The organism is Streptomyces silaceus (assembly GCF_001419745.1).
Classification (GTDB): domain Bacteria; phylum Actinomycetota; class Actinomycetes; order Streptomycetales; family Streptomycetaceae; genus Streptomyces; species Streptomyces silaceus.
In genome coordinates this window covers 1-14,995 of record NZ_LIRJ01000462.1, presented here as the reverse complement: position 1 = coordinate 14,995, position 14,995 = coordinate 1, and the positions used below count along the sequence as shown (strand labels likewise).

15 protein-coding genes and 1 tRNA gene are annotated in these 14,995 nt (G+C 72.5%); 5 read left to right on the top strand and 11 right to left on the bottom strand.

Annotated features, from left to right (window positions below):
- Positions 1-11: 11 nt before the first annotated feature.
- From mshC to AOK22_RS33985, 4 genes are all read right to left on the bottom strand, one after another.
- A complete protein-coding gene (gene mshC, locus AOK22_RS34000) occupies positions 12-1,241 on the bottom strand; it encodes a cysteine--1-D-myo-inosityl 2-amino-2-deoxy-alpha-D-glucopyranoside ligase (protein WP_055702565.1) in 1,230 nt (409 codons plus the stop codon).
- 61 nt (positions 1,242-1,302) lie between these two features.
- Complete coding sequence (locus tag AOK22_RS33995) at positions 1,303-2,127, bottom strand: SCO1664 family protein (protein WP_055702564.1); 825 nt, start codon at positions 2,125-2,127, stop codon at positions 1,303-1,305.
- Positions 2,091-2,681 (bottom strand): DUF3090 domain-containing protein, encoded by a 591-nt coding sequence (locus AOK22_RS33990; RefSeq protein WP_055702563.1) that lies wholly within the window; start codon positions 2,679-2,681, stop codon positions 2,091-2,093. The genes AOK22_RS33995 and AOK22_RS33990 overlap by 37 nt, the downstream gene beginning before the upstream one ends.
- Before the next feature lie 55 nt (positions 2,682-2,736).
- The gene (locus AOK22_RS33985) at positions 2,737-3,423 is read right to left on the bottom strand and encodes a histidine phosphatase family protein (protein WP_055702562.1); all 687 of its coding nucleotides are present in this window, start codon (positions 3,421-3,423) and stop codon (positions 2,737-2,739) included.
- Positions 3,424-3,485: 62 nt separating this feature from the next.
- On the opposite strand from AOK22_RS33985, the gene corA reads away from it, so the two are divergent.
- Positions 3,486-4,484: a magnesium/cobalt transporter CorA gene (gene corA / locus AOK22_RS33980; RefSeq protein ID WP_055702584.1), complete on the top strand. Its 999-nt coding sequence runs from the start codon at positions 3,486-3,488 to the stop codon at positions 4,482-4,484.
- A gap of 21 nt (positions 4,485-4,505) precedes the next feature.
- Here the strand turns inward: corA and AOK22_RS33975 are convergent, their stop codons facing one another.
- Both AOK22_RS33975 and AOK22_RS33970 read right to left on the bottom strand, forming a co-directional pair.
- On the bottom strand, positions 4,506-5,294 hold the full coding sequence (locus AOK22_RS33975; protein WP_055702561.1) for a ferritin-like domain-containing protein: 789 nt from the start codon (positions 5,292-5,294) through the stop codon (positions 4,506-4,508).
- A gap of 268 nt (positions 5,295-5,562) precedes the next feature.
- Entirely contained in the window at positions 5,563-6,618 is a 1,056-nt protein-coding gene (locus AOK22_RS33970; RefSeq protein WP_055702560.1) for an LLM class F420-dependent oxidoreductase, read from the bottom strand.
- A 193-nt stretch (positions 6,619-6,811) separates the two neighbouring features.
- Here AOK22_RS33970 and AOK22_RS33965 point away from each other — a divergent pair, with 193 nt between their 5' ends.
- A complete protein-coding gene (locus AOK22_RS33965) occupies positions 6,812-7,792 on the top strand; it encodes an aldo/keto reductase (RefSeq protein ID WP_055702559.1) in 981 nt (326 codons plus the stop codon).
- Complete coding sequence (locus AOK22_RS33960; RefSeq protein WP_079037004.1) at positions 7,789-10,107, top strand: helix-hairpin-helix domain-containing protein; 2,319 nt, start codon at positions 7,789-7,791, stop codon at positions 10,105-10,107. The genes AOK22_RS33965 and AOK22_RS33960 overlap by 4 nt, the downstream gene beginning before the upstream one ends.
- A 91-nt stretch (positions 10,108-10,198) precedes the next feature.
- On the opposite strand, the gene AOK22_RS33955 is transcribed toward AOK22_RS33960, so the two are convergent.
- On the bottom strand, positions 10,199-10,942 hold the full coding sequence (locus AOK22_RS33955) for a hypothetical protein (protein WP_055702558.1): 744 nt from the start codon (positions 10,940-10,942) through the stop codon (positions 10,199-10,201).
- A 47-nt stretch (positions 10,943-10,989) separates the two neighbouring features.
- Between AOK22_RS33955 and AOK22_RS33950 the strand changes: the two genes are divergently transcribed.
- The gene (locus AOK22_RS33950) at positions 10,990-11,178 is read left to right on the top strand and encodes a DUF5703 family protein (RefSeq protein ID WP_055702557.1); all 189 of its coding nucleotides are present in this window, start codon (positions 10,990-10,992) and stop codon (positions 11,176-11,178) included.
- Positions 11,179-11,272: 94 nt separating this feature from the next.
- Here the strand turns inward: AOK22_RS33950 and AOK22_RS33945 are convergent, their stop codons facing one another.
- From AOK22_RS33945 to AOK22_RS33935, 3 genes are all read right to left on the bottom strand, one after another.
- Entirely contained in the window at positions 11,273-12,088 is an 816-nt protein-coding gene (locus tag AOK22_RS33945) for a chaplin (RefSeq protein ID WP_055702556.1), read from the bottom strand.
- Positions 12,089-12,227: 139 nt separating this feature from the next.
- On the bottom strand, positions 12,228-12,461 hold the full coding sequence (locus tag AOK22_RS33940; RefSeq protein ID WP_055702555.1) for a chaplin: 234 nt from the start codon (positions 12,459-12,461) through the stop codon (positions 12,228-12,230).
- A 190-nt stretch (positions 12,462-12,651) separates the two neighbouring features.
- Positions 12,652-13,977 (bottom strand): M20/M25/M40 family metallo-hydrolase, encoded by a 1,326-nt coding sequence (locus tag AOK22_RS33935; protein WP_055702554.1) that lies wholly within the window; start codon positions 13,975-13,977, stop codon positions 12,652-12,654.
- A 188-nt stretch (positions 13,978-14,165) separates the two neighbouring features.
- Between AOK22_RS33935 and AOK22_RS33930 the strand changes: the two genes are divergently transcribed.
- A tRNA-Leu gene (locus AOK22_RS33930) sits at positions 14,166-14,253 on the top strand.
- A 93-nt stretch (positions 14,254-14,346) separates the two neighbouring features.
- Here AOK22_RS33930 and AOK22_RS33925 read toward each other — a convergent pair.
- Positions 14,347-14,995: sensor histidine kinase (locus AOK22_RS33925; protein ID WP_244165216.1), on the bottom strand; the 649-nt coding region annotated here is incomplete at its 5' end.

The window sequence follows — 14,995 nt, the reverse complement described above, 5'->3', positions numbered from 1 at the left end:
GGGGACGACCGCTACAGGGCCACGCCGAGCAGCGCGTCGACGGCGCGGGAGACGACGCCGGGCGCGCCCTCGTCCGTGCCGCCCTCGGCGTCCTGGCGGGCGACCCAGCGGTCGACCGCGGCGAGCGCGGCCGGGGCGTCCAGGTCGTTGGCCAGGGCGTCGCGGATCTCCTCGACCAGCGCCTCGGCGGCGGGGCCGTCGGGGCGGGAGACGGCGGCACGCCAGCGGCCGAGCCGCGCCACGGCCTCCGTCAGGACGGAGTCGGTCCACTCCCAGTCCGCGCGGTAGTGGTGCGCGAGGAGGGCGAGCCGGATCGCGGCCGGGTCGACGCCGTCGCGCCGCAGCTGCGACACGAAGACGAGGTTGCCCTTGGACTTGGACATCTTCGCGCCGTCCAGGGCGACCATGCCGGCGTGGACGTACGCCTTGGCGAAGGGGAACTCGCCGGTCAGGACCTGCGCGTGCGAGGCGCCCATCTCGTGGTGCGGGAAGGCGAGGTCGGAGCCGCCGCCCTGCACGTCGAAGCCCATCCCCAGGTGGTCGAGGGCGATGGCCACGCACTCGATGTGCCAGCCGGGCCTGCCGCGGCCCAGGGAGCCGCCGTCCCAGCTCGGCTCGCCCTCGCGGGCCGCCATCCAGAGCATCGGGTCGAGCGGGTCCTTCTTGCCCGGCCGCTCCGGGTCGCCGCCGCGCTCGGCGGAGAGCAGCTTCATGGCGGCCGCGTCGAGCCCGGACACCTCCCCGAAGTGCGCGTCGGACTCGACGGAGAAGTAGACGTCGCCCTCGAGCTCGTAGGCGGCACCCATGTCCCGCAGCCGTTCGACGAGCGGCACGATGCCGGGTATCGCCTCGACGGCTCCGATGTAGTGCTTCGGCGGCAGGAGCCGCAGCGCGGTCATGTCCTCACGGAACAGGGCGGTCTCGCCCTCGGCGAGTTCGACCCAGTCCTTGCCGTCGCGGTTGGCGCGTTCCAGGAGCGGGTCGTCCACGTCGGTCACGTTCTGGACGTAGTGAACCTGCCGCTTGGTGTCGAGCCACACGCGCTGCACGAGGTCGAACGCGTTGTAGGTCGCCGCGTGACCCATGTGGGTCGCGTCGTACGGGGTGATGCCGCAGACGTAGATACGGGCGACGGGACCGGGGTCGAGGGTGACGAGTCCGCCGGTCGCGGTGTCGTGGATCCGGAGGTCGCGGCCCTTGCCGGGAAGGGCGGGGACCTCAGAAGCGGGCCAGGCATGCATGCCATGAGCGTAACCGGACGGGGCGTCCGTATACGAGTGGGGATCTACATATCAGTGCGGATCACACCGGCGGCCAGGGAATGGCGGGCCAGTCCCCGGACGGCTCCGGGTGCCGCCCGGACTCCAGGAGCGCCGCCACCCGCGCGCGCAGCGCCTCGGTCTCCGCGCCGGTGATCAGCCCGCCGAGCCGCTCCGCGAGGGCGGCGCCCTCCTTGAGCCCGTCCCGCAGGGACCGCAGGACCTCGACCGCCTCGTCGGTCAGCGGCTCCCCCGCCCAGCCCCACAGGAGCGTGCGCAGCTTGTTCTCGGCGTGGAAGGTGACCCCGTGGTCGATGCCGTAGAGGCGGCCGTCGGCGGCCAGCAGATGACCGCCCTTGCGGTCGCTGTTGTTGATCACCGCGTCGAGGACGGCGAGCCGCCGCAGCCGTACGTCGTCGGCGTGCACGAGCAGCGCCGTGCGCTCCTCGTCGACCTGCGCGAGGCCGACCGCCTTCCAGCCCTCGCCCGCCTCCTCGCCGTCGACCAGGGCGAGCAGCTCCGCGTCGCCGGAGTCCTCGATCCACAGCTGGCACATGCCCTCGCCGTGCGGGCCCTGGCGCAGCACGGTCGGCGGCACGAGGTCCCAGCCGGTGGCCAGCGACACCTCGTACGCGGCGACCTCGCGCTGCGCGAGCGTGCCGTCGGGGAAGTCCCACAGGGGGCGCTCCCCGGCGACGGGCTTGTAGACGCAGGCGGCCTCCCGGCCCTCGTACGCGACCGTGCAGTAGAGCACGGCGTTCGAGGCCTCGCGGATGCGCCCGCGCACGGTCAGCTCCCCGCGGGTGAGGAGCTCGACGGGATCCTGGACGGTCACGCTCCCCGCCGGTATCCGTTCTGGCGCGGGCATACGTGTCCTTCCGGGTCGAGCGGGAGGCTGCACAGCGGGCACGGCGGGCGGCCGGCGTTGACGACGTCGAGGGCGCGCTTGGCGAAGGCGCGGGCCTGCGCGCCGGTGAGCCGGACGCGCAGCATCGGCGGGCCGTTCTCCTCGTCCTGGAGGAGGCGCTCCTCGGCCTCGGCGAGGTCGTCCTCGGAGTCGGCGTCCAGTTCGACGAGGGCCTGCGCCTCGACGATCATCCGCTCCTCCGCGCCGTCCCAGGCGAGCGCCATGGTGCCGACGCGGAACTCCTCCTCGACGGGGGAGTCGAGCGGCGCGCTGTCGGCGATCTCGGAGGGCGCGACGGCCGGCACGGCGGCATTGCCGCCGCTGCGGCGCACGACCTCGTCGAGGAGCTCCTCCATGCGCTCGGCGAGCGCGGCCACCTGGGTCTTCTCCAGGGCGACGCTGGTCACCCTGATGCCCGCGGAGGCCTGGAGGAAGAAGGTACGCCGTCCGGGCAGCCCGACTGTTCCCGCGACGAAACGCTCGGGCGGGTCGTAGAGGAACACCTGACGGGACACGTCCTGTCTCCATTGATTCGACTGCAAGTCGGCTTCACCCTACTGCGGGTGACGATCACGGTGCGCCCGCACCGCCCCCCACCGTGGCATCGCTGCCGGACGGCTGCTCGCGCGGCGCGAGCGAGGCGAAGTCCCCGGTGTCACCGAGGCGTACGAGGAAGGGGCGCAGCCGCGTGTAGCGGATGACGGTGACGGAGCAGGGTTCCACGGAGATGCGCTGGAACAGGTCGAGGTGCAGCCCGATGGCCTCCGCGACGAGCGACTTGATGATGTCGCCGTGCGAGCACATCAGGTACACGGCGTCCTCGCCGTGCTCGCGCTCGACGCGCTCGTTCCACTCGCGGACCGCTTCGGCCGCGCGGGTCTGCATGGCGCGCATGGACTCGCCGCCCGGGAAGGCCGCGGCGGAGGGGTGGCGCTGGACGACCTCCATCAGCGGCTCGTCGGCGAGCTCGGCGAGCTTGCGGCCCGACCAGTCGCCGTAGTCGCACTCGCCGATGCGGTCCTCGGTGTGCGCCTGCAGTCCGGGGCGCGCGGCGAGCAGCGGCGCCACGGTCTCCCGGCAGCGCTGCAGGGGGCTCGTGACGACCTCGGCGAGGGGCAGCGGGGCGAGCCGTTCGGGCAGCGCGGCGGCCTGGGCGGCGCCGCGCTCGTCGAGGGCCACGCCGGGGGTCCACCCGGCGAGCAGGCCCGCGGTGTTGGCCGTGGAGCGTCCGTGGCGGACGAGGATCAGCGTGGGCATGCGGCTCAGCCTAAGCGCCCGAGGAGGTGCGTCCGGTGTGGAGGTTGGGAAGAATGCGCGGTGTGATCGTCGACTGCGCCATCTACCGCGAGGGGCGACGGACCGAGGGCCCCGAGGACTTCTCCGACGCCCTGGACGAGGCACGGGCGAGCGGGGACGCGTTCGTGTGGATCGGTCTGCACGAGCCGACGGAGAACGAGTTCGACAAGGTCAGCCAGGAGTTCGGGCTGCATCCGCTGGCCGTGGAGGACGCCCTCAAGGCGCATCAGCGGCCCAAGCTGGAGGTCTACGACGACTCGCTGTTCATGGTCCTCAAGCCGGTCGTGTACGAGCCGGACAGCGACGCGGTCTCCTCCGGCGAGGTCATGATCTTCGTGGGCGACTCGTTCGTGGTGACCGTCCGCCACGGCGAGGGCGCGCCGCTGGGCGTCGTGCGCCACCGCCTGGAGGCCGACCCGGACGTCCTCCGGCACGGCCCGACGGCGGTCCTGTACTCGATCGCCGACGCCTCGGTGGACCACTACCTGGAGGTCGCCGACGAGCTCCAGGCCGACCTGGAGGTCCTGGAGACGGAGGTGTTCTCGCCGGACGGCGGGGGTTCGCGCAACACGGCGTCCCGCATCTACACGTTCAAGCGGCAGATCCTCGAGTTCCGGCGGGCCACGGGTCCCTTGGCGCTGCCTCTCGCGCGCCTGTCCGGGGCGGGCCCCTTCGGCGCCTCCGTGCCGTTCGTGGACGAGACGGCGCAGCCCTTCTTCCGCGACGTCAACGACCACCTGACGCGCGTCAACGAAGGGGTGGAGGGCCTGGACCGGCTGGTGACGGACATCCTGTCGGCGCATCTGGCGCAGATGAGCGTGCGCCAGAACGACGACATGCGGAAGATCTCCGCGTGGGCGGCCATGGCGGCGGTCCCCACGATGATCGCGGGGGTCTACGGCATGAACTTCGACCACATGCCGGAGCTGCACTGGTGGTGGGCCTACCCCGCCGTGATCGTCCTGATGGCCGTCCTGGAGGTCGCCCTGTACCGGATGTTCAAGCGCCGCGGCTGGCTGTAGCGCGCGGGCGGCGGCCCCGGCTCAGGCGAACTCGGGGGCCGACGCCGCGGGCCCGCCCAGGGCGTCGCGCCGCTCGGGCATCGTCAGGGAGACCATGCGCCGCCAGCCGCCGAGCCGCTCGTACCCGTACACGCCGTGGATGCCGGCGGCGAGCAGTCTCCGCTTGGCCGGGGACCATCCGAGGATGCGCCCCATGTGGTCCATCACGGCGAGGCTCACGTCGCGGTAGACGCGGATCTCGGCCAGGGCGCACTCGCGCAGGGTCCGCTGGATGGCGTGGCCGTGCCCGGCGCGGGCGAAGCGCAGCAACTCCTCGTGGCAGTAGGCCAGGTGGTTGTCCTCGTCGTGGGAGATCATCCGCACCGCGCGGCCGATGTCCGGGTGGTCGGCGAAGTACCTGAGCAGCAGCCGCATCTGCTCGGAGGCGCGCTGTTCGGTGACCCTGCTGTGGGCGAGATACGTGACGACGTCCTGCACGGTGAGCGGCCGCTCGGCCTTCAGTTGCTCGTGCGCGAGGCCGATGCCGTGCTTCTCCAGGAGCATGGTGTAGTCGGTCTCGTGCGGTACGTCGACGGGCCGCAGGCCGCGCTTCTTCATCAGGGCGTTGAAGATCCTGCCGTGCTTGTCCTCGTCGGCGCCGTGCCGGGCGATCTTGGGGGCGAGCGCGCGCTCGTCCTCGGGGACGAGGGCGGCGATGCGGCCGTTCTCCCAGCCGCCCTGGGACTCACCGCTGGCCGCGATGGAGCAGAAGAGCCGGAACGACTCGTCGTTGTCGAGGATCTCTTCGAAGACAGTCCTGGCCGAAAGCATCACTGGCACCTCCACGCCCTGTGTGCGAACCTCCGCAAAGAAATAGTCAAGTGCGAGGTTCACGGCAGGGCAACAGCTGTACAAGTCAGCTCCGCCGAACGAAGGACGCCAACCGCCCCTGAGGCCGTAACCGCGGGCCCCGTGACGCGTTGTTCTCCGTGACGGCCGTGGCGGGGAAGACCCCCCGAGCCCCCACCACGGCCGCAGAAATCCTTCTCTTCTCCGCGCGCGCTTCTCCGCGCCCTCCCCGCGCGCTTCCGGCGCCTCCTTACGCGAGTCCGGCGCGCTCCAGGGCCTCCGTACCGGCCCGCAGCGAGGCGAGCCGCTCGTCCAGCGTGAAGCCCGCGGGGGCCAGCGTGAGCGTGGTGACCCCGGCCGCGGCGTAGGCCCGCATCCGGTCGGCGATCCGGTCCACCGAACCGAGCAGGGTCGTCGAGTCGATCAGCTGCTGCGGCACCGCGGCGGCGGCGCCCTCCTTGTCGCCGGCCAGGTACTTGTCCTGGATCTCGGCGGCCTCCTTCTCGTACCCCATGCGCCGCGCCAGCTGGTTGTAGAAGTTCTGCTTGCGGCTGCCCATGCCGCCGACATACAGCGCGGTGTAGGGCCTGAACATGTCCGCGAGGGCGCCCACCTGGGAGTCCTCGCCGACGGCGAGCGGCAGCGTCGGGACGATGTCGAAGCCCTCCATCGTCTTGCCGGCCTTCTCGCGCCCGGCGCGCAGATGCCGGATCGCGGTCTCCTCCAGGTGCTCGGCGGCCGGGAAGATCAGCAGGGCGCCGTCGGCGATCTCGCCGGTCTGCTCCAGGTTCTTGGGGCCGATCGCGGCGACATACAGCGGGATGTGCTCGCGCTGCGGGTGGACGGTCAGCTTGATGGGCTTGCCGGGGCCGCCGGGCAGCGGCAGGGTCCAGTGCTCGCCCTCGTAGGACAGGCGCTCGCGCGTCATGGCCTTGCGCACGATCTCGACGTACTCGCGGGTGCGGGCCAGCGGCTTGTCGAACTTCACGCCGTACCAGCCCTCGGAGACCTGCGGGCCCGAGACGCCGAGGCCGAGGCGGAAGCGGCCGCCGGAGAGCGAGTCGAGCGTGGCCGCCGTCATGGCGGTCATCGCGGGCTGCCGGGCCGGGATCTGGAAGATCGCGGAACCGATGTCGATGCGTTCGGTCTGCGCGGCCACCCAGGACAGCACCGTCGCGGCGTCCGAGCCGTAGGCCTCGGCGGCCCAGCAGACCGCGTAGCCGAGCCTGTCGGCCTCCTTGGCGACGGCGAGATTGTCCGCGTCCATCCCGGCGCCCCAGTAGCCGAGGTTGATCCCGAGCTGCATGGCCGATCCCCTAACCGATGTACTCATGAGTAACGTCCCTGTGCCGGGGACTGTAGCGCGCGCCGGCGGATCCGTCAGTGACGGGCGGAACGGGAGGATCCCTTCCTTCGGACCGGTGGCCGAGTTATCCACAATCGCCGGTTCGTCCACAGGCTCGCCCGCCCCGGGGGCCCGGCCAGTAATCTCAGCGCCCATGGAGCAGAGGCATCTCGGCCGGACCGGCCTGCGCGTGTCCCGCATCGGACTCGGCACCCTCACCTGGGGTCACACCGAGGAGAACGACGCCGCCGACCTGTTGAAGGTGTTCTGGGAGGCGGGCGGCACCCTCGTCGACACCGCCGACGTGTACGGCGACGGCGAGGCCGAATATCTGCTCGGGCGCCTCATGGAGCGGCTCGTGCCCCGGCGCGATCTGGTCATCGCGACCAAGGCGGGCAGCGTGCCGGACCCCGAGCGCCGTTTCGACGGCTCCCGGGGGCATCTGCTCTCCGCCCTGGACGCCTCGCTCGCCCGCCTCGGCACGGACCACGTGGACCTGTGGCAGGTGCACGCCTTCGACCCGGGCACCCCCCTGGACGAGACGCTGCAGGCCCTCGACATAGCCGTGACCAGCGGGCGCGCCCGCTATGCGGGGGTCTCCAACTTCTGCGGCTGGCAGCTCGCCAAGGCCGCGACCTGGCAGCTGGCCCACCCCGGCACGCGCACGCGCCTGGCCAGTACGCAGATGGAGTACTCCCTGTTGCAGCGCGGCGTCGAGCGGGAGGTGCTGCCCGCGGCCGTGGACCTGGGGGTGGGGCTGCTGCCCTCCTCGCCGCTCGGCCGGGGCGTGCTGACGGGGAAGTACCGTCACTCCACGCCCGCCGACTCGCGCGGCGGCTCCGACCAGATGTCCGCCTTCGTCGCGCCGTACCTGGACGACACGGCGAGCCGCATCGTCGACGCGGTCGCGACGGCCGCCGACGGGCTCGCGGCCAGCCCGCTGCAGGTCGCCCTCGCCTGGGTGCGCGACCGCCCCGGAGTGACGGCCCCGATCATCGGCGCGCGCAACGCGCAGCAGCTCACGGCCGCATTGTCAGTGGAGACCCTTAGTCTTCCTGACGAGATCTGCCAGGCGCTCGACGACGTGTCGGCGCCCGTGCACCGCTATCCCGATCACGACTGGAGCACGCTGTGAGTACGGAACCCGCCGCCGCGGAGGAAGCCGCGCCGGGGACGCCGGAGGCCGAGGCCGCACCGGACACCGCCTCCGTCGCCACCGCCGGAGCCGAGGCCGTGTCGGACGGCGAGGACGCGCCGGGCTCGGACGACGGCGCGGTCGAGGGCGAGGGCGACGACGCAGGCGAGAACGAGAGCGACGGCACCGCGGAGGGCGCCGAGGAAGGCGCTGCGGAGGGTGCCGCAGAAGGCGCTGCGGAAGGCGCCGCCGAGGCGGCCGGTGAAGGCGCCGAGCTGTCCGAGACCGAGGCCGAGATCGCGGCCCAGCGCGCGCTGCGCGAGCGGATCGAGCAGCGCAAGGCGGCCAAGCAGGGTCCGATCGACGCCGGGACGAAGCTAAGCGGCACCGCCGCCGACCTGCTGGCCGCAGTCCGGGCCGTGGAGAGCGGCGAGAAGCCCGTCGCCCGCGCCTTCCGGGAGCCCGAGCCCGCGCCGCGCAAGGCCGCGCCCTCCCCCGCCCCCGAGCCCGTGCGCCCGCCGCAGGCCGCGCCGGCCCCGGCCGCGCGGACCGTCGACGCGGTGCGTGCCGTCCTCGCCGAGGGCGGTGCGCCCGCCGCGCTCGCCGAGCAGGTGGCCGCCGCGCTCGGCGAGGACGCCGGGGAGCAGCTGCGCGCGGACCCCTGGCAGCTGCTGCGGGTCTCCGGTGTGCGGCCCGAGCAGGCCGACGGCTTCGCGCGGGCGCTGCTCGGCGCGGAGTGCGGGCCCGCCGACGAGCGCAGGGGCCGCGCGGTCACCGTCTGGCTCCTGGAGCAGGCCGCCGTCGCGGGGCACACGGCCCTCGACGCCCCGGCCCTGACCACGGCCCTCGGGCGGTACGGCGTGCCGGAGCCCGACGAGGCCGTGCAGAGCGCCCTCGCGGAGGGGGACGCCCTGGTCTTCCAGGACGCCCTCGAAGGGGCCGAGGTGCCGGTCCAGCGCGCCGAGGGCGACGGTGCGGGCGCGGAGGGCGAGGACGGCGCGGAGGCCGAGCCGGAGCGCCCGGCCCGCGTCCTGATCGGCCTGGAGCGGTACGCCCTGGCGGAAGAGAGCCTCGCCGACGGTCTCGCCCGGGTGATCAATTCCCTCGCGAAGGACGACGGTGCGGGGCCGGCGGCCGCCGACTGGGAGGCCGCCGCCGCGCAGGCGTCGGGGTCGACGGCCGAGCTGATCCGCGCCGTCGCCGGGCACGGCCTGGTGCTGCACTCCGGCGGCGAGGAGGCGCGCACCGAGCCGGCGGCCCTGGTGACCGCCGCGGCCGGGCTCGGCCTGCGGGTGCGCGCCGCGGCCCACGCCGCCGACGGACGCCGCCGCCTCGCCGCCGCGACGGGCGCGCAGGAGACCGCGGTGACCGTGGCGGGGCTGCTCTCCGGGGCCGAGGGCCCGGGGCGCGACGCGGACGGAGCGCTCGCGCTCGACCTCCTGGTGGTGCTGGACGCGCCGCAGCTGGACGTCGAGACGGCCGCGATGCTCGTGGAGTCCCTGCCGGACGGCGCCCGTCTGGTGCTCTCCGGCGACCCCGGCGTGCTGTGGTCGGCGGGTCCGGGACGGGTCTTCGCCGACCTCGTCGCCGCCCGCTGCTGCCCGCAGGTCGTCTCGCGCGTCCCGGACCCGGGCCCCATCGGGGAGCTGACGTCCGGCATCGGCATCGGCGAGCTGAACCAGGTCGAGGCGCCCGGCAAGGAGGTCGTCCTGGTCCCGGTGCGCGACGCCGCCGAGGCGATCCACCGCACCGTGCAGCTCGTCGCGGACTCGGTGCCCCGCGCGATCGGGGTGCCCGCCGAGCAGACGCAGGTCATCACGCCGGGCCACGGCGGCGCCGCGGGCACACGCGCGCTGAACGCCGCCCTGAAGGAGCGGCTGAACCCCGGCCCCGGCCGGTTCGGCGGCTTCGACCCGGACGACCGCGTCGCCCACACCCCGGCGCCGGGCCGCACGACGCTCGGCCGGGTGGTGCGGGCCGACGCGGAGGGGCTGCACCTGGAGTGCGACGGCACCCCCGTCGTCGTACGCAAGGAGCGGGTGGAGCAGGAGGTGCGGCACGCCTGGGCGCTCACCGCGCACCAGGCGACGGGGCTGCGCAGCCCGGCGGCGGTCGTGGTGCTGCCGGGTGACGCGGCGCAGGTCCTGACCCGGCCGTGGGTCTACACCGCGTTCAGCCGCGGGGAGCGGCATCTGTCGGTCGTCCAGGGCGTGGGGCAGGAGCTGCCGCGCGCGGTGGCCGAGCGCCTCTGGAAGGACCGTACGACGCGTCTGGGGACGCTGCTGCGCCCCCAGGTGCCGACGGCGGCGGTCTGACCGCTCCCGGCACGGCGAAGGGCCCCTCCCGAGGAGGAGGGGCCCAGGCGGGTGCAGGAGCGATTCGGCGCGAATCCGGTGCGTACGGCCGTCAGCGGCCGACGCCCCGGGCGCCCCTGTCGTGCCGTTCGTCCTCGTCGGTCTCGTCGGTCTCGTCGAGGACCACGGACGGGTCGAGGTCGGTGTCGTCCACGTCGATGTCGAGGCCGTCGACGCCGTCGTCGTCCAGTTCGTCGTCGAAGACCGCGCTGACGTCGAAGCGGCACACCACGCGGTGCGGGTCCGCCTGCTCGAAGGGGGCGTCGAGCCACTCCCCCGTCTCGGCGGAGGCGTCCGCGGCGGTGACCCAGAGCGTGGAGTCGCCCTCCTCCAGACCGAATTCCTTGTGCCGGGAGGCGATTTCGTCCGGTTCGAACTCCCCGAAGAGGACCCCGAGCGCGCCGTGCACCGTGTCGGCGGGGCCGGGACCCGCCTCGCCGCCCGCTTCGATGTCGGCGACCCGCTGGGCCTGGGCGAGGAGTCGCTGCGGCTCCACCACGGCGTAGTCGCGGCGGATCAGCACGCTCAGCGCGTTCGCCTCCTCCGGGCCCTCGTACGGCGGCAGCTGGTCGCCGGTGCCGGGGATCTCGAAGGGGGTGACCTCGTCGTAGCGGTCGTAGAGGAGTTCGTCGTACTCCTCGGCCGCGGCGGCGAGTTCGTTGAACGCTTCGTAGACGGCCGGGTCGTCCTCGCCCGACCTGCGTTCGACCGCGGCCAAGTGGCGGTCGAGCGCGGTCTTGACCGCCTCGGCGGCGGCGCGTACCTCGGCAGCGGTGGGCTGCGCAGCATCAGACATAGTGCAGACGCTATCCGTACCGGGCCCATGCCCGCACAATAGATGCGATGCCGGAATACGAATTTGTCGACGTGTATGTACCGCGCGGGGTCACCCGCAAGGAAGCCACGCGCCTGCTGACGGACCATGCGGAGTACGGGCACTGGGAGTTGGACCGTCTGAGCCTGCACCGCGACGGCAGCCGCAGGGTGCGGCTGAAGCGACGGATCATCCGCCAGGTGAGAGCCACCTGGTGACCGGGGACGGGGGAACCTGAACGAAGAGCGGAACGGAGCGGGCCCCGCGACGGCGGGGCCCGCTCCGTTCCGGTGTGCTCGTGCGCGGGGCGGCTCAGGCGTTCGCCCGCGCCTTCCGGTAGAGCACGGCGCCCGCGAGCAGCGCCCCGGCCCCCACCGGCAGCGCGAGGCCGAGCGGCACCTCATTGCCCGTCTCCGCGAGCCGCGACGTGCCCGCGGGCTGGGCGACGTTCTGCGTGCCCGGGTGGTTGGGCAGGGCACGGTCGTCCGGAGAGACCGGCTTGTCGGGATTGTTCGGATTGCCCGGCTTTCCAGGCGTGTTCGGGCTGCCCGGCTTCCCGGGGTTGTCCGGATTCCCCGGCTTCCCGGGGTGATCGGGATTGCCGGGCTTGCCCGGGTGTTCCGGCTTGCCCGGGTGCCCGGGTCCCGTCGGGGGCTTCTTGCCGCCGGGCGGGGTCTCCGAGCCGTCGGAGCCGTTGGCGCAGTCGTTGCCCATGGCCGCGTTGCCGAGGCCGCCGATGGTGACGCTGTTGCCGCAGACGTTGACCGGCGCGTGGACCGGAACCTGCACGTTGTTGCCGGAGCCGACGCCGGGCGAGTCACTGGTGTGACCGTGCGCCGTGGAGCCGCCGCCGGAGGGCCCGTGCGAACCGCCGCCCCCGCCGTGGGAGGAATGGGCGCACCGGTTGCCCATCGCGGGGTTGAGGACCCCGACGACATTCACGGTGTTGCCGCACACGTTGACCGGAGCGTCAACGGGAACCTGGACGGAATTGCCCGACAGCACGCCGGGGGAATTCGAACTGCTCCCGTTGGCGCCCGAGTCCGCGTGTGCGTAGCCACCGGTCACGGCGAGTACGCCGCTCGCGGCCGCCACGGTGATCAGGCCTTTGCGCGTGACCTGTCGCATAGCTGTCCCCTGCCTTCTACCTTCCGGAATACGTCCGGGCCTCGGTGGCCCGACGTGGAATGCCCGTCGGCCCCGGAGCGCATGGCGCGCGCTCCGGGGCCGACGAACTCAGACCCTCAAGGGGTGAGGCACAACAACGTCACTTGTTGATGCAGGTGTTGCCGAAGGTGGGGTTCAGCAGCCCGATCACGGAGACCGTGTTGCCGCAGGCGTTCACCGGCACGTGGACCGGCACCTGGATGACGTTGCCCGAGACAACGCCGGGGGACTTCACGGCGGCACCCTGGGCACCGGCGTCGGCAGCGGCGACACCCGCACCAGCGAGCACGAGACCACCAGTGGCAGCCACAGCAGCGACGACCTTCTTGATCATTATTCCTCCTTGTTGGCAATGCAGTCCCAGCCGCGGACTGCATCACCTGTAACGAGGAGGAAGTAATGGGGCTACGAGCCTATGGTTCCTTTCACTCTTTTCAGTCAAGTACGCACGCGCTGACGATTATTGGAGAGTCGTTTCAGCACGCAAAGCGGCCGAATCCCCGACCTTTCCTGGCCGGTTCCCGTCAGGACGCGTCGATGAACCGGTCCAGCACGCGGACGCCGAACTTCAGGCCGTCCACCGGCACCCGCTCGTCGACACCGTGGAACATGCCGGCGAAGTCCAGCTCCGGCGGCAGCTTCAGCGGCGCGAAGCCGAAGCCGCGGATGCCGAGGTCGTCGAAGGACTTGGCGTCCGTGCCGGCGGAGAGCATGTACGGCACGGCGCGGGCGATCGGGTCCTCGGCGCGCAGTGCCGTCTGCATGGCGTCGACCAGGGCGCCGTCGAACGTGGTCTCCAGGGCCTTGTCCGCGTGGACGTCCTCGCGCCGGACGTTCGGGCCGAGGATCCGGTCCAGGTCGGCGAGGAACTCCTGCTCGAAGCCCGGCAGGAAGCGGCCGTCGACGTGCGCGGTGGCCTGCCCGGGGATCACGTTCACCTTGTAACCGGCGCCGAGCTGCGTCGGGTTGGCGGTGTTCTTGAGGGAGGCGCCGATGAGCTTGGCGATGCCGCCGAGCTTCGCGAGCGTCTCGTCCATGTTCTCCGGGTCGAGCTCGGTGCCCAGGGCGTCGCCGAGCTCGTCGAGGAAGTGGCGCAGCGTCTTGGTGACGCGGATCGGCCAGTCGTAGCGGCCCAGGCGCCCGACGGCCTCGGACAGCTCGGTGATCGCGTTGTCCTTGTGGATCATCGAACCGTGTCCGGCGGTGCCGTCCACGGTCAGCTTCATCCAGTGCATGCCCTTCTGGGCCGTCTCGACGAGGTAGAGCCGCAGGTTCTCGTTGACGGTGAAGGAGAAGCCGCCGACCTCGCTGATCGCCTCCGTGCACCCCTCGAAGAGGTCGGGGTGGTGGTCGACGAGGTGCCGCGCGCCGTACGTGCCGCCGGCCTCCTCGTCCGCGAGGAAGGCGAGGACGATGTCACGCGGGGGCTTGCGTCCGCTGCGCATCCGCTCGCGCACGACCGCGAGGGTCATCGCGTCCATGTCCTTCATGTCGACGGCGCCCCGGCCCCACACGCAGCCGTCCGCGATCTCGCCGGAGAAGGGGTGGTGCGTCCAGTCCGCGGCGTTGGCGGGCACGACGTCCGTGTGGCCGTGGATGAGGAGCGCGGGCCGCGAGGGGTCCTCGCCCTCGATCCGCGCGACCGTGGAGGCCCGGCCGGGGTGGGACTCGAAGATCTTCGGTTCGAGCCCGACCTCGGCGAGCTTCTCCGCGACGTACTCGGCGGCCTTGCGCTCCCCCGGGCCCGAGTGGTCGCCGTAGTTGCTCGTATCGATCTGGATCAGTTCGCGACAGAGGTCGACGACCTCGTCCTCACCGGTGACGGCCTTGCCCGTGCTGGACCCGCTCACGCTGGCTCCTCCCGCATTCGCTGCTGGTGGTCCCCTTCATCCTCTCTCTCCCGCGCCACGGGCCCAAGGGCGGGCGGGTGTCGCAATGCGCCGTTCACGTGCGACGGGCGGGGTGATCGAGTACCCCCCGAAGCCTGGTAATGTTCTCTGTGTCGCCGCGGGAAACACCCCGCGAAGACAGACACCTTGTCCGGGTGGCGGAATGGCAGACGCGCTAGCTTGAGGTGCTAGTGCCCTTTATCGGGCGTGGGGGTTCAAGTCCCCCCTCGGACACCAGCAAAGGCCCCAGTCGACGACTGGGGTCTTTCGCGTTGCTCCGGCGGTCGCGGCCGGCGCCCGTCCGCACGGGTGCCGGGTCCGCCCGCTGCTCTAGACCGCCGCCCGCAGCGTCAGCGTCATCGTGAGGCCGCCGCCCGGGGTGTCCTCGGCCGTGAGCGTGCCGTCCATCGCCTCCGTGAAGCCGCGGGCGACCGCGAGGCCGAGGCCCACTCCGGCGCCCCGGGGCGCGTCGCCGTAGCGCTGGAAGGGTTCGAAGATGCGGTCCTTGGCGGCGTCGGGGACGCCGGGGCCGCGGTCGACGACGCGCAGTTCGACGTGGTCGCCCATGGCGCTGGCCGCGACGAGGACGCGGGTGCGGTCGGGGCTGTACTTCACGGCGTTCTCGACGACGTTGGCGACGGCCCGCTCCAGGAGGCCCTTGTCGACGGTGACCATCGGGAGGTTCTCCGGGATGTCCAGATCGACACTGCCCTCCGGTACGCCGCCGAGGGCCATGGGGACCACCTCGTCGAGGTCGATCTCGCGGATCAGCGGGTTGACGGTGCCGGTCTGCAGACGCGACATGTCGAGCAGGTTCCCGACGAGGTGCTCCAGACGGTCGGCGCCGTCCTCGATCCCCTCCAGGAGCTCGGCCTCGTCCTCCTCCGACCACTCCACGTCGTCGGAGCGCAGCGAGGACACCGCCGCCTTGATGCCCGCCAGCGGCGTGCGCAGGTCGTGGCTGACCGCGGCCAGCAGG

What these genes read in the sequence shown, in the direction of transcription:
- AOK22_RS33965 (WP_055702559.1), top strand. Translation starts at nt 6,812, where the DNA reads ATGGAGCAGAGGCATCTCGGCCGGACCGGCCTGCGCGTGTCCCGCATC.
- AOK22_RS33985 (WP_055702562.1), bottom strand. Translation starts at nt 3,423, where the DNA reads ATGCCCACGCTGATCCTCGTCCGCCACGGACGCTCCACGGCCAACACC.
- AOK22_RS33940 (WP_055702555.1), bottom strand. Translation starts at nt 12,461, where the DNA reads ATGATCAAGAAGGTCGTCGCTGCTGTGGCTGCCACTGGTGGTCTCGTG.
- AOK22_RS33955 (WP_055702558.1), bottom strand. Translation starts at nt 10,942, where the DNA reads ATGTCTGATGCTGCGCAGCCCACCGCTGCCGAGGTACGCGCCGCCGCC.
- AOK22_RS33970 (WP_055702560.1), bottom strand. Translation starts at nt 6,618, where the DNA reads ATGCAGCTCGGGATCAACCTCGGCTACTGGGGCGCCGGGATGGACGCG.
- AOK22_RS33995 (WP_055702564.1), bottom strand. Translation starts at nt 2,127, where the DNA reads ATGCCCGCGCCAGAACGGATACCGGCGGGGAGCGTGACCGTCCAGGAT.
- mshC (WP_055702565.1), bottom strand. Translation starts at nt 1,241, where the DNA reads ATGCATGCCTGGCCCGCTTCTGAGGTCCCCGCCCTTCCCGGCAAGGGC.
- AOK22_RS33950 (WP_055702557.1), top strand. Translation starts at nt 10,990, where the DNA reads ATGCCGGAATACGAATTTGTCGACGTGTATGTACCGCGCGGGGTCACC.
- AOK22_RS33945 (WP_055702556.1), bottom strand. Translation starts at nt 12,088, where the DNA reads ATGCGACAGGTCACGCGCAAAGGCCTGATCACCGTGGCGGCCGCGAGC.
- AOK22_RS33975 (WP_055702561.1), bottom strand. Translation starts at nt 5,294, where the DNA reads ATGCTTTCGGCCAGGACTGTCTTCGAAGAGATCCTCGACAACGACGAG.